Source organism: Candidatus Binataceae bacterium, assembly GCA_035500095.1.
GTDB lineage: Bacteria > Desulfobacterota > Binatia > Binatales > Binataceae > JAKAVN01.
Genome location: DATJXN010000100.1, coordinates 1 through 25,748, shown reverse-complemented (window position 1 = coordinate 25,748; position 25,748 = coordinate 1). Strand labels below are relative to the sequence as shown.

Here is a 25,748-nt window from a genome sequence, read left to right as displayed (position 1 = left end):
AAGAGGCTTCCGGCAAAGTTACCAGGAGGCCCTGGATACGGTGGACCCGCTGATCCATAAGATCGTGTCGGAGCTTGAATCTTTGAAGCCCGGCTTTCCCGACCATCAAATGTAGACCTCGCCTACGCCCGACAGGCGGCGACTCTCAGCGCGCCGCAGTAATGACGCGATAAGTGTCCAGCGCGGGTGGAAGCTCGCGCGCCGGCAACGTCTGAGCGACCGCTTCGATCTGACGCCTGCGATCATGGATTTCGCGCCCGGTCTCGCGCAGCAGGTGTTCGAGATGTTCGGGGTCCACCAGCCGCAGCGCTTGGGCGAAGTCGTATTCGGAGTCTTCGCGCGAAGCGAGCGCGGGCGAAAAAATTTTATCCGCCGCATGACCGGCGACAAAAAATTTCGCCCGGCAAGACCGCCCAACGCGAAAAAGCCGGCGACTTCTCCTTGCGGATCGGCGGCTTTTTTGTGCGTCTGATAGAGATTTCCCTGTAAACGAAACCAGCCTGGCGCGCGTCCAAGGCGATGGGGAGGTAAAGGACCCACCGAATCGTGGGGCCGAAAGTCGCCTTGTGCGGGCCACCAGCCAGCGCCATTATCTGTCTGGCCGTGAAAAAGTTGGCACCAAAAGTTGTCACCAAAATGGCCGGACGCGCAGATCATCACACGGACAGGCGGGGCTGAGTGATTGGAGCCTTCCGATGAGGAGTTGTGCAGGCGGGTTGCGGAGCGCGATACCGAGGCCTTCGATCTCCTGGTCGAGCGGCATCAGGCGCGCGCCTACCGGCTCGCCTGCTCGATCGTCGGCAACGAAGCCGACGCGCGCGACGTGTCGCAGGAGGCGTTCATCAGGCTCTATGAATCTACCGGCCGATTTGACGCGCGCTCGCGCTTTACCACCTGGTTCCATCGCATCCTGGTCAATCTCTGCATCGACCATCTGCGGCGGAGCCGATGGTGGCGCAAGCTCGTGCCGCTTGCGGGGCCGGGCAGCGAGGCCGATGAGGCGGCGATCGATCCGGCCTCTGACGAGCCGGGGCCCGAGTCTGAGGCGATTCGCAGTCAATCGATCGGTGAGTTGCGCGCGCTGCTCGAGAAGCTGTCGCCCAGGCAGCGCGCGGCCGTGCTGCTGCAGGTGCAGGAGGGTCTGAGCAGCCGGGAAATTGCGGCGGTGCTCGAATGTTCGGAGAATACGGCGAGAGTTCACATCCATCGCGGGATAGCGGAGCTCAAAAAGGCGTTCAAGCGAGAGTAAGGTCGGCGGTCAAGCCGTCTGGCGGTTAAGAAGATGATTACGCGGCATCCCGAAACGGCGCTCGTTCCATATATGCGCGGCGAGCTCGAGGGCGAGGAGCGGGCGCGCGTCGCGCGCCACCTCGAAGACTGCCCGTCGTGCCGCCAGGCGGTGGGCGACGCGGCCGCCGCGCTTGGGGAGCTGGTGCGCCGCGTCGAGGAAATTCCGCCGCCCGACCCGGCGATTTACCGCGCCCAGTTGCATCGCAAACTCGACGCGCGCCAACGGGCCGGCGCGGGCGGCGGGGCGGAACCTCGATGGTGGCGGCGGCCACGGATAGTCGGGCTCTCGATCGGCGCGCTCGGCGCGGTCGCCGCCGCGCTGCTCCTGATTTTCACGATGCATCAAGGCGCCGGCGTCGCGCCGCCGCCGCTCGATCAGCTCGCGGCGCAAGATGCCGCGATGCAGGTGGGCACGATGCAGGAGGCCGCGATGACCGGCGCCGACGTCGGCCTGTTGCGCGACTACCCGATGGTCGAGCATCTCGACCTGCTCGAGAACTACGACGTCATCGCCCACCTCGACGACGTGTCGCCGTCGGCGCCGGCCAGCGATGAGAACCGGTCGTAGGCGGGCCGTGCTTGCGCTCGCGGCGGCAGCGCTCATGACGGGAAGCGTCAAGGCAGGGGCGCAGGAGCGGCCGCCCGCGGCGCCGCCGGATTTGCGGATGCTGTTGAACCTCGATCTGTTCCGGCCGCACGCGGGCGACGCCAACGGCGGCGGCGGGTCGGGCGCGGCCTCGAACGGCTCGATGGTCGATCAGATTCGCGCGCTCAAGGCGATGGGCTATCTCGGCGGAAATCACAACAACGCTCAGGCGGACGCAACCGGCACCCGCGGCGACGCGCCGAATCCGCCGTCCCCGGAAACCGGCAACTCCAGCGATTCAGAGGGACAGCCATGAGCCGCCGCAGGCTCGGCGTTTCGATAGCGCTGGCGGCGGCCTTCGCGTTGACGGCGCTCGCGAATCGGGCGCGCGCGCAATCGTTCGCACCGGTGCCTCCGATGGCTGCGAGCGAGCCGCAAAACGCCGCCGAACGGGCGCTGGCGGCGCAGGATCCCGGCACGTGGTCCAGGCTCACGCCCGAACAGCGGGCGCGGGTGCTCGACAATTACCGGCAGTGGCAGCGGATGACACCGGCGGAGCAGGGCGCGGCGCGGCAGAATTTCGAAGAGTTCCGCAAACTCCCGCCCAACGAGCGTCAGCAGGTGATGCAGGGGATGCGCCGATGGCGTCAGCTTCCACCCCAGCGGCGCGAGGAACTGCGCCAGGCCTACACGCATTTCAGACAGCTTCCGCCCGAGCGGCGCGAGAAGGTATTCCAGCGCTATCGGCAGTTTCAGCAGCTTCCGCCCGCTGAGCGCCAGCACATGCTCCAGAACTATCGGCGGTGGCAACAGATGACGCCGGAGCAGCGCAAGGCCGCGCGCGTCCGCTGGCACGAGGCCCATCCAAGGCATGGCGGGCCGCTGACGAAAATTCCCTAGCGCGAGTCTCGGGAGCGGCCGATTGGGCAGCTTGTGCAGCCGGGCACGCGATTTCAAGTCACTCGGATATAATTTTCGGTAGTGACGGGGCGCATCACCAATAATAATACGTTCGGGACCCGAGGCTTCGATGAAGGACAGGTTTGGCGCGGCCGTCCACTATCAAAACGCAAGAGCGATGGAGCTGAGTGAATGCCGTTGAATGAATTTCCACCCGAATGGCGGCGCGGCGTGTATCAGGCGATCGCGCTTCGGCGAGACATTCGGGCATTCAGGCCCGATCCTGTCGATCCGAGGACGCTGGCGCGGATCCTTTCCGCAGCCCATCAGGCGGGCTCCGTGGGGTTTTCGCAGCCGTGGAACTTCATCGTGATCGATGACCTAGAGGTCCGGCGCCGGATCCGCGACCATGTCGAATCCGAAAGGCAGCTGGCGGCGGACGGTTTCGCCGAAGGGCGAAAGGATCAATACCTTTCGCTCAAGCTCGAGGGCGTCCTCGACGCTCCGCTCAACATCTGCGTTACTTGCGACCGAACCCGCTTCGGCCCCGCCATCATCGGCCGCAACACCGTCAAAGACAGCGATATTTACAGCACTTGTATTGCGATACAGAACCTCTGGCTGGCGGCGCGCGCCGAGGGAATCGGGGTCGGCTGGGTCAGCATCCTGAAATCCGAGGTGATCCAGCGAATTCTTGCGATTCCCGATCACGTATCCGTAGTCGGGTATATGTGCATCGGATATCCGGTCGAGTTTGCGGAGCGTCCGCTGCTTGAGACCGTGGGCTGGCTCCCGAGAATTTCCCTGTCCGCGCTCGTTTTCGGCAATCGCTGGGACGCGTCTCCCGATAGTGAACTGACGAGTGCGCTTCGCGATCTCGACGAAATCGCGGGCGGGGAAAACTCGAAAGATCAGGCGGATGATTGAGTGCGACCGGAGATCGAAATACCGTGCCTCGTGCGAATCGCGAGCGCCGCAACGTCGTCTCGGCGAGACCGCGTTGATGGCGGAACACACGAGGCCGATCCAGGGCGGGGCGGCCCGCTAACCAGGATGCCGTAAATCCGCTACGCCTCGGCTTCGGCTCCTCACGCGGGCGCCGTGAAGTGGCCGTGAAAGAGCCCTTCGGGGTCGTACTTTCGCCGGAGCGCCTGCATGCGCTCCCAGTTCGCTTTTGCGTACGCCCGTTCGGCGCGGATGGGGCTCGCGACGATGTCGGATTCGCCGACGTAATGCCCCACCGCATACCGATCGAGTTCCGCGATCGCCGCGCGGTGCCAGGCGGCGTTGGCCGCGTCATCTTCGGACCGCTCCCAGACCGCGTAGCAGAGCAAGAGCGCATCGGCCGTCATCGAATACGCAGCGTCGGGGAGCGGTGCGTGAGTGCCGCCGCTCCTGAAGCTGAGGACCGCGACTGATTTCGTCGACGGCGCGCGCACGAAATGCTCGCGCGCGGCCGCGAGCACGCTCGCCGGCGGCGAATTGGTCCATAGCGTGTCCGCCAGGTAGCGATGCCTTTCAGGCCAGAGCCCGGCGCCCAGCTCGTGCAGCCCGTCGATCGGCGTCGGCGTGTTCAGTTCTTTCAGCAGGCAATCCGATAAGGCCGGACAGCTCTCCAGGGGACCGAGCGCGGCGGCAGCCTCGCTTGCACTATCGACGAATGCGGTGCCGAGAGCCGCGCAGACGAAGCCGTTGGTGGATTTGCATCGATCGGCGATAGCCGGCGGCGCCGCTGCAATCAGAATCGTGAGTTCGACGTGCCGCGGCATCCTGCGCGCGACCTCGGCCGCCCAGGGTCCGACGTCTTCGATCCGTTCGAGCGGGTAGAAATAGCTGCTGGTCGTGACCGCCTGTGGTGCGCGATAAACGCGCAACGTGTATTCGGTTACCACGCCGAAGAACCCGGGCCCGCCTCCGCGAATCGCCCATAGCAGGTCGGAATTTTCCCCTTCGCCGGCGACTACCGTATCGCCGGCGGCCGTCACCACCTTCGCCCCTTCGATGCTGAAGCAGGCCACGCCCCAATCGTTGTAGTTCCAGCCGATACCGCCGTTCAGCAGGTACCCGCTCATTGGAACGGTCCCGCAGTGGCCGACGGGAAACGCCAATCCCTGCGCGGCCAGCATACGATCGAGGTCGCAGCCGCGCACGGCCGGCTGAACCCGCGCCAGGCGATTTTCGCGGTCGATTGAGACGCCGCTCAGGCGGCCGAGATCGATCAGCAGGCTATCGTCGCGGAACGAAAACCCGACCCAGCTGTGGCCGCCGCCGCGCACCGCGACCTTCATCCGGTTGGCGCGGGCAAACTTTATCGCCTGGGCGACGTCGTTCTCGTTGGCCGCCTGCACGATGAGACGCGGACGGCGGTCGGGCGCGAGCAGATTCCAGATCATCTCGTGCCGCAGGTGCTCGAAATTAGCGTCGGTCACGGTTATCAGGGCGCCCTGGATTTTGTCCTGGAGTTCTTTCGATTGCAGAACGTTCTCTCCTTTTCCGCTCTCGTTTTCCTTGCGCTACCCGGCGTCAAGCATAAGCCCTTCGACCGGCCACGGAAACCGAAAACCGATCGGGCCGGGCCGCAACGGGTGCAGAGACGCTGACCTTTGTCAGGAGGAGCTTAATTGGAGGCGGCGAGCGGATTCGAACCGCTGAATCGAGGTTTTGCAGTTATCCGGCCCGCCAAAGGGATATGACTAGCCCGATGGGCGGGGCGGGACATCGAGGATTCCGCGGTTCGCGCGGCTGCACGCTGGAGCCGCCGCCGAAAGAAACGCCCGCGCCGCCAACATCGCCATCGCCAGAGCGAGTTGAGCGCGGCAGGCGCAAAATGCTGGCGGACGACTCACGGCTTCCGCATCATGGCGCTGCCCGATCTCTCGGTGTTTCGCGGAGACTGGTCGCCGCTCCCGTCATTCACCAAGCGGGCGCTCGCCATCACTGCATCTTCGTGCCGGGCAAAGGCGACTCGGTGGAAGTGAGCGAATAGCTATCGAGCAGCCGGGCATTGTGCCGGGCTGCCCGAATGTTGCAAGTGATACGGAGACCGATGTAGCAACTACAGTCCTCTCGCGATTGGCGCGGAGTTTTGTCAGACGAAGGAGTACGGAAATCGTGGACCCTCGATCTTTGCCGGATTGGGTAACCCAGCCCACAAAAGTAGGTGAGCAAGAAATTAGAGAGATTTATGCCCTCGCGGGATTAGCGATATATATGGCGCAGGTGTTGGAGCACGGTGTGTGCAACTGCCTGCTGCTGCTCAATGTCATACACGTGATGCAAGCTAAGCGCCGATTCTTGAATTATGCACACTATGAAAATTATGTTGACACGTTAGAGGAACAGCATTTTAAGCGGACGTTTGGCTCCCTTATAAAGGCCATCAAATCTTCGGGTATCGCGGTCCCGCAGCGACTCGATGACAAGCTGGTCGAAAGCCTCACCGCGCGTAATCGGTTGGTTCATCGCTTCTTTCGCGATCATGCGACGGATTTTGTGCGCTCAGAGGGACGCGCCGCTATGGCTCACGAGCTAAAGCAGATGCGGGTTCTTTTTGAGGAGACCGACCAGCAACTCGACACGATAGCGAAGTCGCTGCTAACGGTTCTGGGGGTCAACGAATACGCGACGACGAGTTAAGTGCAATGATGGAGAAGGGCGTCTCCCAATCCGAGATTCGCTCTTATCTCCGCGAAAAGCACAAGTGCAAAGGAGTCCGAGCAAAGGGAGAGAGGACATAGCGCCGATCCTCCGGCGCGATGCCAAGAAAGTCTGTACCCGACCGCGGCTTTTTGGTCGGGGAGAATCCACAGATCATCTCCTTGATATGCCGGTATTCATGCCGTGCAGGCCGGGCGGTCGATCTGGCGCGGCTGTCGCACCGTCGAAAAGTGCCCGTCAAATAAGCGTTTTCTGGAGAGAAAATTGGAGGCGGCGAGCGGATTCGAACCGCTGAATCGAGGTTTTGCAGACCTCTCCCTTAGCCACTTGGGTACGCCGCCCCCGTGCGGACGATTTTAGCGGAGCCGGAACGCTAACACACGCGCGGCGACGCGGCAATTTAGCCGGCGGCCCGCTGGCGCAAGATCTCCAAAGCGAGTTGACACATCGCACCGATTCTGAGGCAATGGCCTCACGTCCGCAGGCGAGGAGGACCTCCATGCCTACCATTCCGATCAAGGATGAACATCGCGTCGGCACCGAGGCACGCTACAAAGTCGAGCCCTCGGCCTATCTCCAGAAGCTCTTCGAGAGCGGCACGCCCGACCTCAGCTGGATGAAGGAGACGGGGCAGTGGGGCATGCACGCGAAGCCGTCAGGCCTCGGGTTGCGCCTCAAGGACATCGAGATCGGCAGCTACGGCGTGGTGCCGGAGCGCGGCGGCAAGCATCTGTCGATGGCGCCGCGCGGCAGTATCGTTCCCGACAACGTGCCGTCGCTCGGCTTCACCATCAACAACAAGGACGAGTGCTGGGCCGACAACGTGACCGAGCTCTATGAGGAAGCGGTGGCGCGCCAGTGGAGCTCCGCGCGCGACATTCCGTGGGACGAGCTCAAGCCGCTGCCCGACGACCTCGAGCGTGCGATGTGCCAGCTCTGCACGTTCCTCACCGAGGTCGAATTTATCGCCGCCGACGCGCCGACGCGCTGGATGAGCCGCATCAACCAGGACTTCTTCGAGGTCAAGCTGTTCCTCGCCACGCAGGCGATGGACGAGGCGCGCCACATGGACGTCTTCCGCAAGCGCGCGCTCGCCAACGGCGGCGGCCTCGGCAAAGCCAGCGCCTACAGCGAGCTCGGGCTGAAAAAGATCTTCGACGCGCCGAGCTTCTCGGCGCAAACCGGCCGGCTCCATCTGCTGGGTGAGGGCTTCGTGCTGACGATCTTCCGTCAGGGCGAGTTTATCGCGCCGAGCCGGGTCGACCAGGAAATCTTCCGCCGTTGCATGCAGGACGAATCGCGCCACGTCGGATACGGCACGATGCATCTGCGCGCCCAGCTAAAATCGCGCCCCGAGCTGGCCGAGGAGATTCACACCGAACTCGACGACGCCGAGCGCATCCTGCTCGAAATCTTCAGCGAGCCCGAGTCGGTGGAACCGATGGCGGTGCTCATGGGCGGCGGAATCGCGCATTTCGACAAGGGGATGGAGATGCAGTCGCAATTGTGGCGGCGGATCGTCGGCGAGTACCTGCAGCGCTGCGATTCGGCCGGGCTCGAGCGGCGCCCGCGCTGCCTGCTGCCGACCGACTTCGCGAAACTCGTCTCCTGATGGCGCCGAAGTTTCCTGAGCCGCAGTGGTTTCTCGCCCTGGGCCGCCTGATGGCCTCCCGGGGCGAGCTTTTTCGGCGAATCGGCTACGTCGAGACGCGCTTCATCGTGCGCGTGCTGCCGGACCAGGACGGAGGCAACGACGACGGTGGCGGGGAGGAGCAGAATACCGGTGTCGCGATGCAGGGCTACGCGTTGACCGACGCGGCGGCGCTGGCTCCAGGAGCGGCCGCGTCGTTCGATGCCGATTTCACGATTTGCGCGCGGCGCGCGGTGTGGCGGCGGATGCTGGATGAGATAGCGCGGGGCGGCCGTCCGGAGTTGCGGCATACGCTCAACTCGCTCGCGCTCATCGGCGACGAGCTGTGGCTCGAGTCCGCCGACCAGTTGCGTGAGGACAAGTTCTATCGCTTCAATCAGAGCCTGCAGGAATTGTTCAATCTCGCCGCAGAGTTGCCTGCCGATTGACTTTCACGGGACTGAACGGCCCGGTAGGGGCTTGGGGGGCCAATCGCTAGCAGGGCGGAAAACAGCCGACGCGAACATAAAACGCTGATCTTCTTCCTCGGTGCACTCGAAGCGGTGGCGGCCGTTTTGCTGATCCTCGGCTTTGCGATCGACAATGAGTCGCTCAGGGTCGCCCCGTACGCGCTCGGGATGCCGGTCACCTTCGCGCTGCTCGGCAATGTCGGTCTCTATTTGAGCTGGCGGGACCGGAAAGTAGCGGATCGGAAGTAACGCGCGCGACTGTTGGCGCGATGGTTTAGAGCGTGCGCTTCACGGTCATGCTCGCGATCACCAGCATCGCGGCGGTAAACACCACCAGGAACGCCAGGTCGTTGGAGATGGCGGCGAGGTTCGCGCCCTTGAACAGGATCGATTTGAGCGCGCTCACCGCGTGAGTTTCGGGATTATAGTGCGCGAAGGTCCGCAGCCAGGTAGGAAAGCTCTCCGTCGGATAAATCGCGCCGCTCGGAAAAAACAGAATCACGTTGAGGAAGCCGGCCGACGCGCCGACCACGCGAGGATTGTTTGCGCGCGCCAGGATAACGAAGGTCATCGCGAGGATTCCGGTCGCCCCAAGCACGATCACGCCCACCAGCATCGCGGCGGCGGGCGCGCCGCCGGTAATCGTTCCGCTGGTCATCAGCAGCCCCGCCGCGAGCACGATCACGGAGGCAACGCTGGTCACCAGCACGCTCGATCCGAGCACGCCGGCGGCGAGGTTCCAGCGCGACAGCGGTGTCACCAGGTAGCACTCGGTGATCCCCATGAAGCGGTCCATCACCCAGTTGAACACGCCCGAGGTGAGCGAGCCCATGAAAAGCGCCATCACGATTACGCCTGGGATGAGCGAGCGGTCATAATCGACCGTGGTGAAAAGGTTGCTCGGGCGGATCACTATCTGGTCGAGCTTGGGTTCGCGTGCCGTGACGTAGCCGGCGCGGATCGCGGCGGTCGCCTGGCTGAACACACCAGTCAGGGTGTTGGCGCTGATCGCGTCAACGTTGTCGGTGAACAGTCCGAGCTCGCCGATGCGGCCCTCGGCGATGTCGTGGCTGAAATCGGGCGGGATGATAAGCGCGGCCTTGTAAACGCCGTTGCGCACGTCCTGGATCGCCGCGCCCGCATCGCTGTTGTAGGTGATGGTGATGACGCGGGGACCGGCGGCCAGCGCCTGCATCTGCTCCATCACGCGGATCGCATAGGGGCCGTTGTCCTGGCTGACGATCACGACCGGCAGATGCTTGAGCACGCCCTGAAACGAGTTGCCGAAGATGAGCAGGTAGATGATCGGCAGCAGAACGCTGGTGAAGATGGTAAGCGGGTTGCGTCCGATCTTGAGCAGGTCGCGGCGCATTATCGACCAGGTCTTTCTCATCGCGGAATCTCTCCGTCAGCGCCCCGGCGGCATCGGCATCCCGAAGCTCGAGCTGAAGAAGCCGCCCTTGCGCGCGGGCTCGTCGCGCAAGCGGCGCCCGGTGAAGCGGATGAACACGTCCTCGAGCGACATCCGCTCCAGTTTGATCGAAGAGACGCTGGCGCCCGAGTTTTCGATTTCGGCGATGATCCTCGGCATCACGTGCGCGCCGTCGTCGGCGGAGACGACAATCGGACCGTCGGGATCGCGCGCGACGTCCAGGACGCCCGGCTGTCCGCGCAGCATCGTGACGACCTTTTCGGCATCGCCAGTTACTTCGAGTTCGATGCGGTCCGAGCCCTTGACCTTCGCCTTGAGCTCGACGGGCGTTCCGATCGCGATGATTTTTCCCCCGTCCACGATCGCGATTCGGTCGCACAGTGTTTCGGCCTCGTCCATGTAATGCGTGGTCAGCGAGATGGTGAGCCCGGTTTCGGTCCGCAACTGTTCGAGCAATTCCCACACCGCGCGCCGGCTTTGCGGGTCAAGCCCGATCGTCGGTTCGTCGAGGAACAGCACTTCGGGCGAGTGGATGAGCCCGCGCGCGATCTCCAGCCGCCGCCGCATCCCGCCCGAGTAGGTTTGCACCAGATCGTTGGCGCGCTCGGTCAACCCGACCATGTGCAACAGGTGCTGCGCGCGTTCGCGGCGCGCGCGCCGGCCGAGATTATAGAAGCCGCCGTAGATATCGACGTTCTCCCATCCGGTGAGGTCGAGGTCGGAGGTCAGCGCTTGCGGAATCACGCCGATTGCCTCGCGCACGCGCCCCGGATCGCGGGCGATGTCGAAGCCGGCGACGAACGCCTCGCCCGAGGTCGGCACCAGCAGCGTCGTCAGCATCCGGCTGAGCGTGGTTTTGCCCGCGCCGTTGGGCCCGAGCAGGCCGAAGAGTTCGCCGCGCCGGACCTCGAAGGTGACGTGATCGACGGCGGTGAACTCGCCGAAGCGTTTAGTTAGTTCGCGCGCCTGTATTGCTGCTGACTGCGATTCCATTGTTGAGCGCAAACGCGACCTCGGCGGTCATCCCCGGCTTCACCTGGCCGGTCGCCTGCAGCACTCGCACCTTGACGTAGAAGGTGCGGATGTCCTGGCGGCCGCGGCGCACGTCGGTCTCGGTCGCGAATTGTCCTTCCTGAGCGATCGCCATCACCTGTCCCGAAAATACCAGCGGAGGACGGGTCGGCAACGTCACCTGCGCCGGGCTGCCGATGCGGATTGCGCCGAGGTCGGTTTCCTCCATGTCCACGCGCGCCCAGATGGTCGAGAGATCGTCCACGGTCAGGATGGGCGTGCCGGGCGTGACCCATTCGCCGATTTCGAGGTTCTTGCTCACCACCGTGCCGGAAATCGGAGCGCGGATGACCGTGTCGTTCAACTGGTCGGTATAGAACTGCACGTTGGCCTGCGCGGCCGTAACTGCGCCGCGGTCGCTGTCGAGCGCCATGCGCGAGTCGTCGCGGTCCTTGGCGGAGATCACGTGCTCCGCAAAAAGCTTGTCGTTGCGCGCCATCGTGATCTCGGCGTTGCGCAGCGCGGCGGCGGCGTTGGCGAGGTCGCCGCGCGCCTTGGCCAGTTGGTTTTTAATGTCGATATCTTCGGTGCGGCACACGACCTGACCGCGCTCGACCGTGTCGCCCTCGAGCAGGTCAAGCTGAACGATGCGGCCGGCGATGCGGCTGGTGATGTTGACCTCCGGCGCTTCAATTATGCCGACGGTCTGAATTGTGTGCGTATCGGGCGCGGGCCAGAGATACCGGCCGCCGAGGTAGTAGCCGCCGCCGAGAACCAGCGCCAGGATTGCGAGCTTGACCAGTCTGCGGATGATGCGCTTCATGTGCGTGCGTCATTTTTGGTGCGCGCCGCGACCGATTTGCGCGCATCGCGGAAAGTTCCGCCCGTTTTGAGGCCGCTGCGCGACCCGATCCGGGCGCGTGAGCCGCCGCGGAGATCGCGCTCCAGCCGGAGCATCAGTTTCGCGAACAGGTCGGCCTTGAGCGCGGCGATCCCATGGCCGATTTCGACCATGCTCGTGCGAAACGGACTCGCGCCATGGGTCTTCATCTCCTCCAGCAGCCGTTCGAGAAAGGACCGCCACGCGCTCGCGAAGCGCCGCTCGCGCTCGACATGATGGAGCGCGGCTTCGGGATCGTGATGGGCGAAATAGATTTTCACCTGCGCTTCGTCGTAAACGAAGATCGGCTGCGCCGGCTCGCGCAGGGTGCGCAGGAAATGCTCGCGCCCCTTGGGTGTGATCGCGTAAACCTTGCGCGCGCGCCGGCCTTGGCGCTCGGTCCGCATCGTGACCATCGCGTCGCGGGCGAGCTTCTTGAGCGCCGGATAGAGCGAGCCGTCGCTGGCGCGGTAGAAGAAGCCGATCGGATCGCGGAACCTGCGTTTGATGTCGTAGCCGGTCATCTCGGACTCCATCAGGAAGCCCAGGATGGGGAACTTTATGTCGATGCGCGGCGGCCTTTTGGGCCAGCCGACTTCGGGCGGCGCGACCCAGCGCGAGTACGGATGCCTATCGGCCGAAGGCCTCGGTCGAGCCGCGACTCGCGGTTTCGTGAGGTTTGATTCCATCGCCGCCGTCCTACAGCGTCACAATATATCGACTCGATATATCGAAGCAAGGGTGAGGGGGCGGAGCGCAGATAACCGCGAGGAATACGGCCGAATCCGGCCGCGGGACGGTTCGCCGCTCAGTCCTTGGAGCTGTAGCTCACGCCGAGCCCGGCGCGCGCGTCCGACTGGATCCCGTACTGCGGAATCGGATAGCGCAGGCCATTGCCGGCGAGCCGTTTCATCCCTTCGATCGTCCGCGGCAGGTAGCGCGGCGGAATCGCCATCAGCAGTTCGTCGTCGAGCACGCCGCCGTAGCGGCGCTCGGCGAAGCACGGGATCGAGAGGCTCGGCTCTCCGGTCTTGAGCGCGCGCCCCCACGAATCCGCGCACGCCGACTCGCCGACGCATCCCCACTCGAATTTCTTGTAGCCCGCCCACTGCAGGCCGTTGATGAAGATGATCATCTGGCCCGGGGTGCCGTAGATGAGGCAGACGTCGGGCGGGCTGAGCCGTCCGGAGGTCACCGGCGAGACCGCCATCGCTGCGTAGCGGCCGTGCGGCACGACGTCCATCGCGTGCTGATGGGCCGAAGAGTCCTCGACGGTCGAGTACCACACGCCAGCCATCCGTTTGCCCGAAAGCCAGTCTTCGTCAGCGGACTGCAATCCGATCACCACTGCGCACTGCGCGCCGACCAGGTCCTTGGCGGTGATGCCGACGGTCCATCCGAGACGCGCGGCCTGGGCGACGATCTGGTCGGTCGTATGGATCGATTTCGGCCGGCGCAGCTTGGGAATCCGCTCCATCTCCTCGACCGTGGGGAACAGTTTCATCCCGATCGGCGTGGTGCGCAGCCGCAGCAGCCGGTTCAGATCGTCGACGATCTGGTTCCAGTCATACGCTTCGGGCTCGGGGAAACCTGGCGCCTGCGGACGTTTGCTTTCCATCTGCCGTACCTCCGATGTGCGCGCGATTTACGCGCGATTTATACCACAGCGGGCTGCCTTGGTACTCTGCATGCCCGCATGCTCGCCGGCGCGCGCTATCTGCCGTGATAAGTGAAGAAAGGGGTGACGCTAATCGCCGTCACGCGTCCGCCTTTGTCCATATCGATCCGAATAGCGATATCCTCGCGGGTGAAGCTGAAGCGCGGACCGACATTGTTAATCCCGGCCAGGTAGGAGCGCTCGTCGGGCAGATAGCTGTGGCGCCATCCCTTGGCCGTCAGGTACGCCTCGACCTGGCTCGACGGTGTGCCGAGCGGAAGCTCGCGTCGGAGTTGCTCTTTGAGCTGGCGCGGCTCCGGACCGCGAGCGCATCCGGCAAGCCCGATCGCCAAGGCAAGAATCGCTGTGCCGACGCGTTTCAAGCGAGCCTCAGGGCGAGCGGCACACGACGTTCTCTGCGCCAGGCCCCTCAGGCGGCGGCGCGATGGCCCAGAACCTGGCGCAGGAATTGTCCCGTGGACGAATTCGCCGCCGCCGCGATTTCCTCCGGCGTGCCCTTGGCGACGATCTGGCCGCCGCGATCGCCGCCCTCGGGACCGAGATCGATGACATAGTCCGCGGTCTTGATCACGTCGAGGTTGTGCTCGATCACGATGATGGTGTTGCCGGCGTCGGCCAGCCGTCCGAGCACTTCGAGCAGACGCTTGATGTCGTCGAAGTGAAGGCCGGTGGTGGGCTCGTCGAGGATATAGAGCGTGCGCCCGGTGGCGCGGCGCGCGAGTTCCTTGGCGAGCTTGATGCGCTGCGCTTCGCCGCCCGAGAGCGTGGTCGCTGACTGGCCGAGATGGATGTAGTCGAGCCCGACGTCGCGCAGGGTCTCGAGTTTCTGACGGATCGGCGGCACCGAGCCCATGAACTCGACCGCGTCGAGCACGGTCATGTTGAGCACTTCGGCGATGCTCTTGCCTTTGTACTGGATCTCCAGCGTGTCGCGGTTGTAGCGTTTGCCGCTGCACACTTCGCAGGTCACGTAAACGTCGGGCAGAAAGTGCATCTCGATCCGGATGATGCCGTCGCCCTGGCAGGCCTCGCATCGTCCGCCCTTGACGTTGAACGAGAACCGCCCCGGTCCGTAGCCGCGCATCCGCGCCTCGGGCAGTTGCGCGAAAAGCTCGCGGATGTGGGTGAAGAGACCGGTGTAGGTCGCGGGGTTGGAGCGCGGCGTGCGCCCGATCGGGCTCTGGTCGACATGGATCACCTTGTCCAGGTGCTCGACGCCCTCGATGCTCTTGTGCGCGCCGGCGCGCTCGCGCGAACGATTGAGCTTCTGCGCGAGCGCGCGGTAGAGCGTGTCCAGCACCAGCGACGACTTGCCCGATCCGGAAACGCCGGTGACGCAGATGAACACGCCGAGCGGAAAGCTCACGGTGAGATCGCGCAGGTTGTTCTCCCGCGCGCCCTTGATCGTGAGCGAGCGCCCGGAAAGCTGGCGGCGGCGTCGCGGCGTCGCGATCTCCAGTTCACCCTTGAGGTAGCGCCCGGTCAGCGAGGCTGGATTGCGCATCACCTGCTCGGGCGTCCCCTGCGCGACCAGGTAGCCGCCGTGCACGCCGGCGCCGGGCCCCATGTCGATCAGATGATCGGCGTCGAGCATCGTGTCGCGGTCGTGTTCGACCACGAGCACGGTGTTGCCGAGGTCGCGCAGGCGCTTGAGCGTCGAAAGCAGCCGCTGATTGTCGCGCTGATGCAGTCCGATGGACGGCTCGTCGAGAATGTACAGCACGCCGACCAGGCTCGAGCCGATTTGCGTGGCGAGGCGGATGCGCTGGCCTTCGCCGCCCGAGAGGCTTGCCGAAACGCGGTCGAGCGTCAGGTAGTCGAGTCCCACGTCGGCTAGGAAGCCGAGCCGCTCGCGGATCTCCTTGAGAATGAGCCGCGCGATCTCCTCTTCCTGGCGGCTCAGTTTGGGCGCCGCGAAAAAAACGACCGCCTGCTTGACTGACATCGCCGAGACTTCGGCGATCGACTTGCCGTTGAAGCGGACGTAGAGGCTTTCCTTCTTGAGCCGCGCGCCCCCGCACTCCGGGCACGGCCGCATGTTCATGTACGCTTCGAGCATCTCGCGGATGCTTTCGGAGTCGGTCTCCTTGTAGCGCCGGTCGAGCCAGGTCAGCACGCCCTCGAACGCGCGCTCATAGCCGCGGCGATGTTCGCCGCGCTGGTAGGTAAACGCGATCTCCTCGTCGCCGGAGCCCTCGAGGATCGCCCGGCGCACCTTGGCCGGGATGCTCTTCCAGGGCGTGTCGAGGCTGAACTCGTAGTGCGCCGCCAGCGCCTCGAGCACGGGCTGCATGTAGTTCATCGTCGCCCACGGCGCGATCGCGCCGTCGGCGATGCTGAGGTCTTCGTTCTGCACCACCAGCTCGGGATCGAAATACATGATCGAGCCGATGCCGGAGCAGGACGGACAGGCGCCGTGCGGGCTGTTGAACGAAAACATCCGCGGCGTAATCTCGGGATAGGAGATTCCGCACTCCACGCACGCGAAGCGCTGGCTGAAGTAAACCTCGCCCGCGTCCTTGCCCTCGAGGCGCTCGATTTTGAGCAGGTCGTGGCCGTACTTGAAGGCGACCTCGAGCGAATCGCTTAGCCGCTTTTCGATCCCGCGGCGGATCGCGAGGCGGTCGACGATGACGTCGATCGAATGGCGCTGGTTCTTATTGAGCGCTATTTCCTCGCCCAGCTCGCGCACCGCGCCGTCGACCTTGACCCGCACGAATCCGGCGCGCCGGAGATCGCTCAACTCCTTGCGATACTCGCCTTTGCGGTCGCGCACGATCGGTGCGAGCACGTGGATGCGCGTGCCCTCGGGCCACGCCATGATGCGGTCGACGATCTGCTGGACGCTCTGCTGGGTGATTTCGCGCCCGCAGTTGGGACAGAACGCATGTCCGACGCGCGCGAACAGGAGCCGCAGATAGTCGTAAATTTCCGTGATGGTGGCGACAGTCGAGCGCGGATTGCGCGAGGTCGTCTTCTGCTCGATCGAGATTGCCGGCGACAAGCCCTCGATCGAATCGACGTCCGGCTTCTCCATCTGCTCCAGGAACTGGCGCGCGTAGGCCGAGAGCGACTCGACATAGCGGCGCTGACCTTCGGCGTAGATCGTGTCGAAGGCGAGCGAGGACTTGCCCGAACCCGAAAGCCCGGTGATGACGACCAGGCGATCGCGCGGGATCTCAAGGTCGATATTCTTGAGATTGTGCTCGCGCGCGCCCTTGATAACGATTCGATCTGCCATCGCGATTCGCCGCCGCCCCATTTCAGGCGCCGATGGTTTCCCTTTCGGCCCTCGTGCGCCCGGCGTTCGCCGCGCGCCAGGCGTATTCAATGGCCGCAAGCATGCTCGCGGCGTTCGCCGCGCCGCTTCCCGCTATACCATACGCGGTCCCGTGATCAGGCGAGGTGCGCACGAAGGGCAATCCCAGGGTGACGTTCACCGCGCGTTCGAATTCCAGCGTCTTGAGCGCGATCAGGCCCTGATCATGATACATCGCGACCGCCGCGTCGAAGCCGAATTTCCCGGCCTGACGGATGAATGCGGTGTCGGGTGCGAGCGGTCCCTGGGCGTCGATGCCGGCGCGCCGGGCGCGGCGGATCGCCGGGAGGATCGCGCGCGCCTCCTCGTCGCCGAAGAGCCCGTTTTCCCCGGCATGCGGATTGAAGCCGAGCACCCCGACGCGCGGCCGCTCCAGATGCAGGCGCTCTCGAAGATGCCGCGCGAGCAGCCGGATCGTATCGAACACGCCCTGGCTGCTGAGCGCGCGCGAAACGCGCGCGAGTCCGATGTGTACCGTCACCAGCGCCAGCCGCAACCGGTCGCCCACGAACATCATCCGCCAAAGCCGCGCGCGGCTGAGCTCCGCCAGCAGCTCGGAATGGCCGGGGAAGCGATGGCCGGCGCGGTTGAGCCATTCCTTGTTGATCGGCGCGGTCACCAGCGCGGCAACCTCGCCCGCCATCGCCATCCGCGCCCCTTCGACAATGTAGCGGTAGGCGGCGTCTGCGCCCTCGACACTTGGCTTTCCCGGCCTGAGCGCGGCCCGGCCAAGCCGTCCGACTTCGAGCACCGCCAGCCCTTCGGTTGGACGAACGGGCGCGTCGCCCGGATGCCACGGCCGCGGCTCGGGCACGCCGCGCAAGCGGCGCGCGGCGGCGCGCATCGCGCCTGCGTCGCCGATCACGAGCAGCGCCGGGGCGCCGCGCCGCTTGGCGATCGCGCCCGCCGCTTTCAGAATGACTTCGGGGCCGATGCCGGCCGGATCGCCCATGCTTAGCGCCAGCGTTGCGGGCGCCTCCGGCCTCGATGGCATCCGGCGTGTCACGCTAGTTGAAGGTTTCGATGTAGTGCTGCTTGACGAGATCGTTGTCAACCCAGGTCGCGAATTGCGCCTGCGCTTTCTGGCTTATCAGCCTCTCGCGAATCTCGCCGGCGACCTCGGAGAAGGGTTTGGTGCCGGTCTGCTCATGCGCCTCGAGTTTGACGATGTGGAAGCCGTGCTCGGTCCGAATCGGCTGGGAAATATCGCCGACCTTCATCTGATCGATCGCATTCTGGATGGCGTCGATCATGTCGCCGCGCGAGAAGTCGCCCAACTCGCCGCCCTGGCTCTTGGAATCGTCGTCGGAGTACTGGCGCGCGAGCTTGCCGAAGTCGGCGCCGCCGGCCAATTGCTTGCGGATGCTGTCGGCCTTGGTCTGCGCCGCTGCGACCTGCTGCGGTGTGGGGTTGGGCGGCAACGCGATCAGGATTTGCGCGACTTTGAAGCTTTCCTTGCCGACGGCGAATTCGCTGTGATGGGTGTCGTAGTAGGCCTTGACCTCGTCGGGCGAGATGTTGACCTTCTGCCGCACCTCCTTCTGGATCATGATCATCTTTTGCAGTTCCAGCCGGGCGTGTTTGCGGAACTCCTCATAGGTGTGGCCCTCTTTCTGAAGCTGCGCGCGAAGCTGCGCCTCGGTGAGCCCGTTGGCCTGCTCGAAGTCCAGGATGTACGCGTCGATCTGGCGTTCCTCGACCATATCTTTGTATTTCTTGACCTCGTTTGCGAGCAGGCGTTCGGAGATCACCCCTTTCAGAACGGCCTTGGTCTCCGGCGAGTTCACGTCGTCCGGATCGCTCAGCGCTACCTTGTTGACCGCGGCAAAGGCCCTGAGGTCGTGGACCGTGATTGGATCGCCGTCGACGCTGGCTACCACGCGATCGACGTCGTCCTGCGCGCGCGCGGCGCGCGGCGCCGCCGTCAGGCCAACTCCGAGGCAGGCGGCGATCAACGCCGCGGCGCCCAGGCGCATGCGAAAACGATTCTGGCTCATGGTCTAACTGGCGAGCGGCCCGGCGGGGCTACCCGGCACGGCCTCCAATTTTTCACAGGCCATCAGGGCCTGCAAGACGCCGTCGAGTTGCTCGAACAACAGCTCGTAGTTGTTGCCCGTCTCGCCGGCGCCGGTTTCGATTCGCACCGCCACCTGAAACGACGGGCTAAGGCGCATCCGGCGGCGGTTGGCCTCGGTCAGGGCGACCAGGCGGCCCGTATCCACGGGCGCGTCAGGATGGAATTTCACCTCGAGCTGGTCGCCCTTGAGAATCGCGCTCAGGATCATCATCTCGCGCATGCGCCGGCGCAAATCCATCGCGGCGAGAAGGTTGTCAACCAGCGTCGGCGGCGGTCCGAAGCGGTCGCGCATTTCTTCGCGGAGCGCATCGAGGTCCGCCCGTGCTGCAGCCCGCGCCATCCTCCGGTACAGCACCAGGCGCTCGCCCTCGTCGGGCACGAAGCTGTCGGGGATGTATGCGGGAATGCCGAGCCTCAGCTCGGGCTCGAAATCGGGCCGCTGCGGTTCGCCGCGCAGCTCGTGGATCGCCTGCTCCATCATCTCCGTGTACAGCTCGAAGCCGACTGCAGTGATCTGACCCGACTGTTCGCGCCCGAGCAGGTTGCCCGCGCCGCGATGCTCGAGGTCGCGGATCGCGAGCTTGAAGCCGCCGCCGCTTTCGGCCTCGACCAGTTCGCGCAGTGCGTCGATGCGCTTCTTGGCGTCGCGGGTGATGATGTGCTCGCCCGGGATCAGCAGATAGGCGTAAGCCTTCTGGCGCGAGCGTCCGACTCGTCCGCGCAGCTGGTAGAGCTGCGCCAGGCCGAAATGGTCGGCACGGTTGATGATCATGGTGTTGGCGTTGGGAATGTCGAGTCCCGACTCGATGATTGCCGAACACACCAGCAGGTTGACGCGGTTTTCGATGAATTCGCGCATCACGTCCTCGAGCTGACGCTCCTTCATCTGGCCGTGCGCGATCGCCACCTTCGCCTCGGGCACGATCGCGCGCAGGTGGCGCGCGACGTACTCGATATTCTCGACCCGGTTGTGCACGAAGAACACCTGCCCGGAGCGGTTGAGCTCGCGCATGATGACTTCGCGCAGAAGACCGTCGTCGAAGTGGGCGACGAAGGTGCGGATCGCCTGGCGGTCGGGCGGCGGGGTCTGGATCACGCTGAGATCCCGGATCCCGAGCATCGCCATATGCAGCGTGCGCGGAATCGGGGTCGCGGTGAGCGTCAGCACGTCGACCAGTTTGCGCAGCCGCTTTACCCGCTCCTTGTCGGCCACGCCGAAACGATGCTCCTCGTCCACGATCAGCAGGCCGAGCCGCGGGAACTCAACGTCGTCCTGGAGCAGGCGATGGGTTCCGACCACGATATCGACCTTGCCGCTGCGGACGTCGTCGATGACCGCCTTGTTCTCGCGCGCGTTGCGGAAGCGCGAGACCATTTCGATTCGCACCGGGTAGCCGTCGAAGCGCTTGCGCATCGTGTTCCAGTGCTGCTCCGCGAGCACCGTTGTCGGTACCAGCATCGCCACCTGCCGCCCGTCCATCACCGCGATGAACGCGGCGCGCAGCGCGACCTCGGTCTTGCCGAAGCCGGCGTCGCCGCAGATCAGCCGGTCCATCGGCTTGGCCCGGCACATGTCGCGCACGGCCTCGTCGATCGCGGCGAGCTGATCGGGCGTCTCCTCGAACTCGAAGCGCTCGGCGAACTCGGCGTAGTCGGCGCCCGGATGCGGGAAGGCGTGGCCCTCCATCACCTCGCGCGCGGCGTAAACGTCGAGCAGGTCGGAGGCCATCGCGAGCACCGCTTCCTTGGTGCGCCGCTTGACCTTGTCCCACGAGCCGCTGCCGAGCTTGTCGAGCTTGGGCTCCTGGCCGTCGCCGCCGATGTAGCGCTGGACGAGGTTGATGCGCTCGACCGGGACGTACATCGTGTCGCCGGCGGCATACTCGAGCGCTAGAAAATCGCCTTCGGTTCCCGCGACCTTCAGGTGACGGAGCCCCCGGTAGCGTCCGATTCCGTGGTCGATGTGCACCACGACGTCGTCGGGCCTGAGCTCCTCCAGGTTCAGCAGGGCGCCCTTGGCGACCGGCCGCGAGCGTCTTCGCACGCGCGGCTCGCCAAAGACGTCCTCTTCGCTGTAAACGTAGAGCCCGTCGGCCTGCAGGACGGCGCCGGATGAGATCTCGCCCTCCATGATCGCGGGGCGGAAGTCGGGCCACTCCAGCAGCGCGCCGAAGCTCTTGCACTCGGTGTTGACCGCGAGATCGTAAGCCTCCAGATGGCGGCGCAGGCGCGCGGCCTGGCTCGCGCCTTCGACCACCAACAGCGCGCGGCCCTGTCCGCGTTGCACCTCGCGCAATTCGGCGGCGAGCGGCTCGAAGCTCGGCGGCGTGCGCTGTCCCGTGAGCGTGCTCGCGCCGAGCTTGAGGCTCGGCTGACACTTGACCTCGATCGCGGGCGCCCATCCCTCGCGCGGCGCGGCGAGCGTAACCAGCGATCCGACTTCGATCGCGGTCATCGCGCCGAGCGCGTCTTCAAATTGGTCGGCGTCGAGGTAGAGAGATTCCGGCGGCGGATAGAAGGAGGGCTTGCTCTGGGCAGCCTCGGCCGCGGCGGCGGTCTGCTCCGCCAGCCTGATCGCCTCGGCCAGCACGCGGCCCGGCTCGACGATCCATCCGACCGTAGCCGCCGGGAGATAGCTGAAGACGGTGTCGAGCGCCTGACCGAACAGCAGCGGCGTCAGCAGCTCGGCGCCGGGAAACAGGAGTCCGTTTGTCAGCGAGTCGCTGAGCTCTGCCAGTTCCTTGCGCACCAGGCCGATTTCGCTCGCGCGCAGCGCCACGCGCTCGCGCACTTTGTCGTCCTTCAGCGCGAGCGGCGGCACCAGGCGCGTGCGAATCACGATCGCCTCGCGCGTCTCGCCGAGCGACCGCTGGGAGGCCGGATCGAACTGGCGCACCGAGGTCACGATGTCCTCTTCGAGCTCGATCCGCACGGGGTTCTGATAGAGCGGCGAGAAAATGTCGATGATTCCGCCGCGCACGCTGAAATCGCCCGGCTCTTCGGTTTGAGGCACGCGCTGGTAGCCAGCCCCGCTGAGCGCGTCGACGAGCGCTTCGAGGTCGAGCGTGTCGGCGGGCGCAATTCGCATCACCGCGGACTCGAACACCGGCCGCGGCAGCGTGCGCATCAATAGCGCTTCCACCGACGCGACGAGCATCGGGGTTTCGCTGCGCAATGCGGCGTACAGCGCCGCAAGCTGCGCCGCCTGCGTCTGCGGCGGCGGCGAAAGATGCGCGAACGGCTTGAGTTCCCAGGCGGGCAGCAGATGGACCCGGCGCGCGAGCGGGTCGCGGTCGGGCGCCTCATCCAGCAAGAATGCGACCTCGCTCGCGAGCGCTTCGGCCTCGCGCGCGAGCGCGGTGACCACCAGGATCGGACGGCCGAAGCCGAGCGCTGCCTCGCGCAGCATCAGCGCTCCCGCCACGCCCTTGAGGCCCATCAGCGGAAAACGGCTGGCGCCGCCGCCGTCGAGCCGCGCCTTGAGCTCGCTCGCCGCTTCTTTCAGACTCCGTTCCAAATCAACCTTCGCTGTGGCCTTTCGCTCCTAGAGCTTCGTGCGACGCGGTCTTCGAACCAGGGATTGAACCAACGATGAGATTTTGGGGCAACGATCCCGTGATTGTAGCAGAGGCGGGCGGTGCGGTTGCACGGGCCGCCTGCTGCGCGAGCTTACGGGACCGCTTTCGCGCTCTTTCGCAAGCTCAGCGTAATCGGCAGTTTGACCGCTTTGTACGATCCGCCGCGCTGCTGGCGCAGCACGGTCAGATAAATGATGTCGCCGGGATGGAGCCGCGCGAGATGGTCGGGCAGGTCGGAGTCGCTGGTCACGCGATGGTCGTCGATCGCGACAATTAGGTCGCCATCCTGCCCCAGCTGGCCCGATTTGGCGAGCAGCGGTCTGAGCGCCCCGTCCAGCGGTCCGAGCAATTCCCCCACGGTAGCGCCAGTCGCGCCGGTTGTGGTCATCGGCGTGCGTCCCCTGAGCCCCGCGCGCGCGGCCGGGCTATTCTCGTCAACGTCCATTACTTCGAGTCCGCTGACCTTTTGTCCGTCGCGGGTCGTAACCGCGTACAGCACCGTGATCCCGAGATACGGGCGCGGTCCATTATTTTCGGGCGCGGGTAAATCCGCGGGCAGCGGAGCGTTGTCGGAGCCGAGTTCAGGTTCCGGCGCTTCCTGGTCGGCCGGAGCCTGCTCGGCCGGAGTTTTTTCGGAGGGTTGGGGCGGTTCGAATTTCGGCCGCGCTGGCGCCGGACCCGCCGCCGCCGACGACGGCAACACGAGCGTTTGGTCGCCGCCGGCCGGGATGCTCTTGGCGGCGTCTTGAGTCTGCGCAAGCGCCGGCCTCGCGCACAGGAAGAGCGCGGCAAGCGTTGAACAAAGAGCGAGGCGACCAAAGTCCATCGTCATAAGGTCGTGTCGAAGGCCGGATCAGCGCGGCGTCCTTGATGATGATAAGTCGCGCCGAATCTCGCCTCAAGCCGGATCGTGGCGCACTTGATGGGCGCGAACGGTGCGTGCCAAAGTGGCAGCGCGATGAAAATCGTCAGCACAGTGGGACTGCGGCCGCCGCAGCGCGCGCTAGTCGAGCGAACCGCTCCCGGCGCCGAAATCGTCGATCGGCAATGCCGCACGATCGAGGAGATGGCCGAACTGCTGCGCTCGGCCAACGGCTGCGACGTGCTTTTCACCTTCCGCGTCCCGCCCGAAACGATGCGAATCGCGCCCGGCCTCGGATGGATTCAGCTGCTGAGCGCCGGGGCCGATCATGCGCTCAAGGGACAGGTCGGCGCCGGCGTCGCGCTGACCACCTCCAGCGGAATCCATTCGTCCACGATGGCCGAGTACACGATTGCCTCGATGCTCGCGTTTGCGCACAAGCTGCACCTGCTCATCCGCGCGCAGATGAATCGCGAATGGCGCCGCTCGGGCGATTTCATGTCAATGGTCGATGCGATGCGCGGCCACACACTCGGCGTCATCGGCTACGGTTCGATCGGGCGCGAGACGGCGCGTCTGGGGCGGGCGCTGGGGATGCGGGTGATCGCGCTCAAACGCAATCCGGCCGCGCGCCGTGACGAAGGATGGACGCCGCCCGGACTCGGCGATCCCGACGGCGCCATCCCGGAGCGCTTTTACGGCCCGGGCGAAGTCGTCGAGATGCTCGCCGAGTGCGACTACGTCACGGTGACTCTGCCGCTCACCGAAGCGACGCGCGGCTTTATCGGCGAGCGGGAGTTTGCCGCGATGAAGCCGCATGCCTACCTGGTCAACGTCGGGCGTGGCGAGGTCGTCGACCAGGGAGCGCTAATCGAGGCGCTGCGCGCGGGCCGGATCGGCGGAGCCGGCCTCGACGTCTTCGAGCGCGAACCGCTGGAGGCCGACAGCCCGCTGTGGTCGATGGAGAACACGATCCTTACGCCTCACATGTCGGGCTCTTTCAGAGGTTACGTCGAAACCTGCTGCGAACTCTTTGCCGACAACCTGCGGCGCTTTGCCGCAGGCCAGCCGCTGCTAAATCAGGTGGACCCGGCGCTCGGCTACTGAGCTACAGCGGCGAGTCAGCGTCGCGCCAGCACGCTTTCCGGGCGCGCCTTGTTCGATAAGACGGCGCTCCCTATGCTGCCTTTGAGCATGCCTCCATGAACGACTGGGATCCCGACCTTTACCACAGATTTCGCGGCTATCGTGACGAGCCTTTCAAGGAGATCCTCGCGCGGCTCGAGGCCGGCGACACTCTCGCGCAGGCCGCGGAACGCGTCCGCATCGTCGATCTGGGCTGCGGCACCGGCGAGAACACCGCGGAGCTTGCGCGCCGCTATCCCGGCGCCGCGACGCTTGGGATCGACTCGTCGCCCGCGATGATCGATCGCGCGCTCAAGACACGCGAGGAAGTGGAACCGGCCCTGCGCGCGCGGCTCGACTTTGCCCTTGGCGATATCCGCCAGTTCAACGCCCAGGAGGAACATCCGCGCGAGTACTCGATGATCTTCTCCAACGCGGCGCTGCAGTGGACGACGGAGCATCGCGAGATCTTCACGCGCTGCTTCTTGGCGCTCGCGCCCGGTGGACGGCTCATCGTCCAGGTGCCCGCCAACGATCAGGAGACCGCGCAGGTAACGCTGAGCGCGATGGCGAGCGAGGAGCCGTGGCGCGAGGCGCTCGCGGGCGTCAGGCCGCCCTCGGCCACGGTTGCGGCGCCCGAGGATTATCGTCGCATGCTCGCCGAGATCGGGTTCACCGGGATCGATTGTTATTATCGCACGTACCATCACCCGATGGGCTCGCCTGCCGAGATCGTCGAATGGTGCCGGGCAACCGTGCTGCGTCGCTACGTCGATCGGCTCGAGGCCACGGAGCGGGAGCCTTTCGTCGAGGCTCTGACGGCGCGGCTGGAAAAGGCGTATGGCACGGGCGGTCCTTTGATTTTCAATTTCCGCCGGCTTTTTATCTGGGCGCGCCGTCCGCCCGATCCGCGTGCCGACTCTCCGGCCAAGTTTTCGGCCAACTGACGTGGAGCAGGCCCGCATAGTCCCGGCGCTCGTCGCACACGGCGGCGCCGGCGGCCGCGGCCCGGCCTTCGAGCGCCCAGAGCGCCGGCGCGGGATGTTGGCGGCGGCCGCGGCCGGCGCGGACATCCTGCGCGCCGGCGGCAGCGCGCTTGACGCGGTGGTCGCGGTGGTGCGCGTCCTGGAGGACCACCCGCTTTTCAACGCTGGCGTAGGCTCGCTGCTGACGACCGACGGAACAGTTGAGATGGATGCTTCGCTGATGGCCGCCCTGCCGCCGCCGCAGCCGCGCGGTGGCGCGGCTGCGGC

The 25,748-nt window shown here is 65.3% G+C and carries 25 protein-coding genes and 1 tRNA gene; 12 read left to right on the top strand and 14 right to left on the bottom strand.

What is annotated here, in order from left to right; genetic code table 11:
• Positions 1 to 145: 145 nt before the first annotated feature.
• A complete protein-coding gene (locus VMI09_10290) occupies positions 146 to 298 on the bottom strand; it encodes a hypothetical protein (GenBank protein HTQ25076.1) in 153 nt (50 codons plus the stop codon).
• A 384-nt stretch (positions 299 to 682) separates the two neighbouring features.
• On the opposite strand from VMI09_10290, the gene VMI09_10285 reads away from it, so the two are divergent.
• From VMI09_10285 to bluB, 5 genes are all read left to right on the top strand, one after another.
• Positions 683 to 1,249: an RNA polymerase sigma factor gene (locus tag VMI09_10285; protein ID HTQ25075.1), complete on the top strand. Its 567-nt coding sequence runs from the start codon at positions 683 to 685 to the stop codon at positions 1,247 to 1,249.
• A 33-nt stretch (positions 1,250 to 1,282) separates the two neighbouring features.
• Complete coding sequence (locus VMI09_10280; GenBank protein ID HTQ25074.1) at positions 1,283 to 1,858, top strand: zf-HC2 domain-containing protein; 576 nt, start codon at positions 1,283 to 1,285, stop codon at positions 1,856 to 1,858.
• The gene (locus tag VMI09_10275) at positions 1,842 to 2,192 is read left to right on the top strand and encodes a hypothetical protein (protein ID HTQ25073.1); all 351 of its coding nucleotides are present in this window, start codon (positions 1,842 to 1,844) and stop codon (positions 2,190 to 2,192) included. Before VMI09_10280 ends, VMI09_10275 begins: the two co-directional genes overlap by 17 nt.
• On the top strand, positions 2,189 to 2,776 hold the full coding sequence (locus VMI09_10270) for a DUF3106 domain-containing protein (GenBank protein ID HTQ25072.1): 588 nt from the start codon (positions 2,189 to 2,191) through the stop codon (positions 2,774 to 2,776). The genes VMI09_10275 and VMI09_10270 overlap by 4 nt, the downstream gene beginning before the upstream one ends.
• Before the next feature lie 231 nt (positions 2,777 to 3,007).
• Positions 3,008 to 3,703, top strand: a complete 696-nt coding sequence (gene bluB / locus VMI09_10265) for a 5,6-dimethylbenzimidazole synthase (protein HTQ25071.1) — start codon at positions 3,008 to 3,010, stop codon at positions 3,701 to 3,703.
• 161 nt (positions 3,704 to 3,864) lie between these two features.
• Here the strand turns inward: bluB and VMI09_10260 are convergent, their stop codons facing one another.
• Positions 3,865 to 5,205: an FAD-binding oxidoreductase gene (locus tag VMI09_10260; GenBank protein ID HTQ25070.1), complete on the bottom strand. Its 1,341-nt coding sequence runs from the start codon at positions 5,203 to 5,205 to the stop codon at positions 3,865 to 3,867.
• 781 nt (positions 5,206 to 5,986) lie between these two features.
• On the opposite strand from VMI09_10260, the gene VMI09_10255 reads away from it, so the two are divergent.
• Positions 5,987 to 6,412, top strand: coding sequence for a hypothetical protein (locus tag VMI09_10255; GenBank protein HTQ25069.1), 426 nt, complete (start codon positions 5,987 to 5,989; stop codon positions 6,410 to 6,412).
• 286 nt (positions 6,413 to 6,698) lie between these two features.
• Here the strand turns inward: VMI09_10255 and VMI09_10250 are convergent.
• A tRNA-Cys gene (locus tag VMI09_10250) sits at positions 6,699 to 6,774 on the bottom strand.
• A gap of 158 nt (positions 6,775 to 6,932) precedes the next feature.
• Between VMI09_10250 and VMI09_10245 the strand changes: the two genes are divergently transcribed.
• The 3 genes from VMI09_10245 to VMI09_10235 all read left to right on the top strand — a co-directional run bounded on the left by VMI09_10245 (position 6,933) and on the right by VMI09_10235 (position 8,782).
• A complete protein-coding gene (locus VMI09_10245) occupies positions 6,933 to 8,045 on the top strand; it encodes a hypothetical protein (GenBank protein HTQ25068.1) in 1,113 nt (370 codons plus the stop codon).
• The gene (locus VMI09_10240) at positions 8,045 to 8,512 is read left to right on the top strand and encodes a hypothetical protein (protein ID HTQ25067.1); all 468 of its coding nucleotides are present in this window, start codon (positions 8,045 to 8,047) and stop codon (positions 8,510 to 8,512) included. The genes VMI09_10245 and VMI09_10240 overlap by 1 nt, the downstream gene beginning before the upstream one ends.
• 114 nt (positions 8,513 to 8,626) lie before the next feature.
• Positions 8,627 to 8,782: a hypothetical protein gene (locus VMI09_10235; protein HTQ25066.1), complete on the top strand. Its 156-nt coding sequence runs from the start codon at positions 8,627 to 8,629 to the stop codon at positions 8,780 to 8,782.
• A gap of 25 nt (positions 8,783 to 8,807) precedes the next feature.
• On the opposite strand, the gene VMI09_10230 is transcribed toward VMI09_10235, so the two are convergent.
• The 11 genes from VMI09_10230 to VMI09_10180 all read right to left on the bottom strand — a co-directional run bounded on the left by VMI09_10230 (position 8,808) and on the right by VMI09_10180 (position 23,334).
• Positions 8,808 to 9,926, bottom strand: coding sequence for an ABC transporter permease (locus tag VMI09_10230; protein ID HTQ25065.1), 1,119 nt, complete (start codon positions 9,924 to 9,926; stop codon positions 8,808 to 8,810).
• Between the two features lie 15 nt (positions 9,927 to 9,941).
• A complete protein-coding gene (locus VMI09_10225; protein ID HTQ25064.1) occupies positions 9,942 to 10,958 on the bottom strand; it encodes an ATP-binding cassette domain-containing protein in 1,017 nt (338 codons plus the stop codon).
• Positions 10,915 to 11,799 carry an efflux RND transporter periplasmic adaptor subunit gene (locus tag VMI09_10220; protein HTQ25063.1) on the bottom strand — a complete coding sequence of 295 codons (885 nt, stop codon included), beginning with the start codon at positions 11,797 to 11,799 and terminating at the stop codon, positions 10,915 to 10,917. Before VMI09_10220 ends, VMI09_10225 begins: the two co-directional genes overlap by 44 nt.
• Positions 11,796 to 12,545 carry a PadR family transcriptional regulator gene (locus VMI09_10215; protein ID HTQ25062.1) on the bottom strand — a complete coding sequence of 250 codons (750 nt, stop codon included), beginning with the start codon at positions 12,543 to 12,545 and terminating at the stop codon, positions 11,796 to 11,798. Before VMI09_10215 ends, VMI09_10220 begins: the two co-directional genes overlap by 4 nt.
• A 119-nt stretch (positions 12,546 to 12,664) precedes the next feature.
• Positions 12,665 to 13,474 (bottom strand): DUF169 domain-containing protein, encoded by an 810-nt coding sequence (locus tag VMI09_10210; protein HTQ25061.1) that lies wholly within the window; start codon positions 13,472 to 13,474, stop codon positions 12,665 to 12,667.
• A gap of 95 nt (positions 13,475 to 13,569) precedes the next feature.
• On the bottom strand, positions 13,570 to 13,866 hold the full coding sequence (locus VMI09_10205) for a hypothetical protein (protein ID HTQ25060.1): 297 nt from the start codon (positions 13,864 to 13,866) through the stop codon (positions 13,570 to 13,572).
• A 77-nt stretch (positions 13,867 to 13,943) separates the two neighbouring features.
• Positions 13,944 to 16,775 (bottom strand): excinuclease ABC subunit UvrA, encoded by a 2,832-nt coding sequence (gene uvrA / locus VMI09_10200; GenBank protein HTQ25059.1) that lies wholly within the window; start codon positions 16,773 to 16,775, stop codon positions 13,944 to 13,946.
• A gap of 22 nt (positions 16,776 to 16,797) precedes the next feature.
• Positions 16,798 to 17,847: a 4-hydroxythreonine-4-phosphate dehydrogenase PdxA gene (pdxA, locus tag VMI09_10195; GenBank protein ID HTQ25058.1), complete on the bottom strand. Its 1,050-nt coding sequence runs from the start codon at positions 17,845 to 17,847 to the stop codon at positions 16,798 to 16,800.
• Between the two features lie 13 nt (positions 17,848 to 17,860).
• Entirely contained in the window at positions 17,861 to 18,850 is a 990-nt protein-coding gene (locus VMI09_10190) for a peptidylprolyl isomerase (protein ID HTQ25057.1), read from the bottom strand.
• A gap of 3 nt (positions 18,851 to 18,853) precedes the next feature.
• Positions 18,854 to 22,447 (bottom strand): transcription-repair coupling factor, encoded by a 3,594-nt coding sequence (gene mfd / locus VMI09_10185; GenBank protein ID HTQ25056.1) that lies wholly within the window; start codon positions 22,445 to 22,447, stop codon positions 18,854 to 18,856.
• A gap of 152 nt (positions 22,448 to 22,599) precedes the next feature.
• Positions 22,600 to 23,334, bottom strand: coding sequence for a PDZ domain-containing protein (locus VMI09_10180; protein HTQ25055.1), 735 nt, complete (start codon positions 23,332 to 23,334; stop codon positions 22,600 to 22,602).
• Positions 23,335 to 23,466: 132 nt separating this feature from the next.
• Here VMI09_10180 and VMI09_10175 point away from each other — a divergent pair, with 132 nt between their 5' ends.
• The 3 genes from VMI09_10175 to VMI09_10165 all read left to right on the top strand — a co-directional run.
• Complete coding sequence (locus VMI09_10175) at positions 23,467 to 24,477, top strand: D-2-hydroxyacid dehydrogenase (GenBank protein HTQ25054.1); 1,011 nt, start codon at positions 23,467 to 23,469, stop codon at positions 24,475 to 24,477.
• Positions 24,478 to 24,572: 95 nt separating this feature from the next.
• Entirely contained in the window at positions 24,573 to 25,442 is an 870-nt protein-coding gene (locus VMI09_10170; GenBank protein ID HTQ25053.1) for a methyltransferase domain-containing protein, read from the top strand.
• Position 25,443: 1 nt separating this feature from the next.
• Positions 25,444 to 25,748: isoaspartyl peptidase/L-asparaginase (locus VMI09_10165; GenBank protein ID HTQ25052.1), on the top strand; the 305-nt coding region annotated here is incomplete at its 3' end.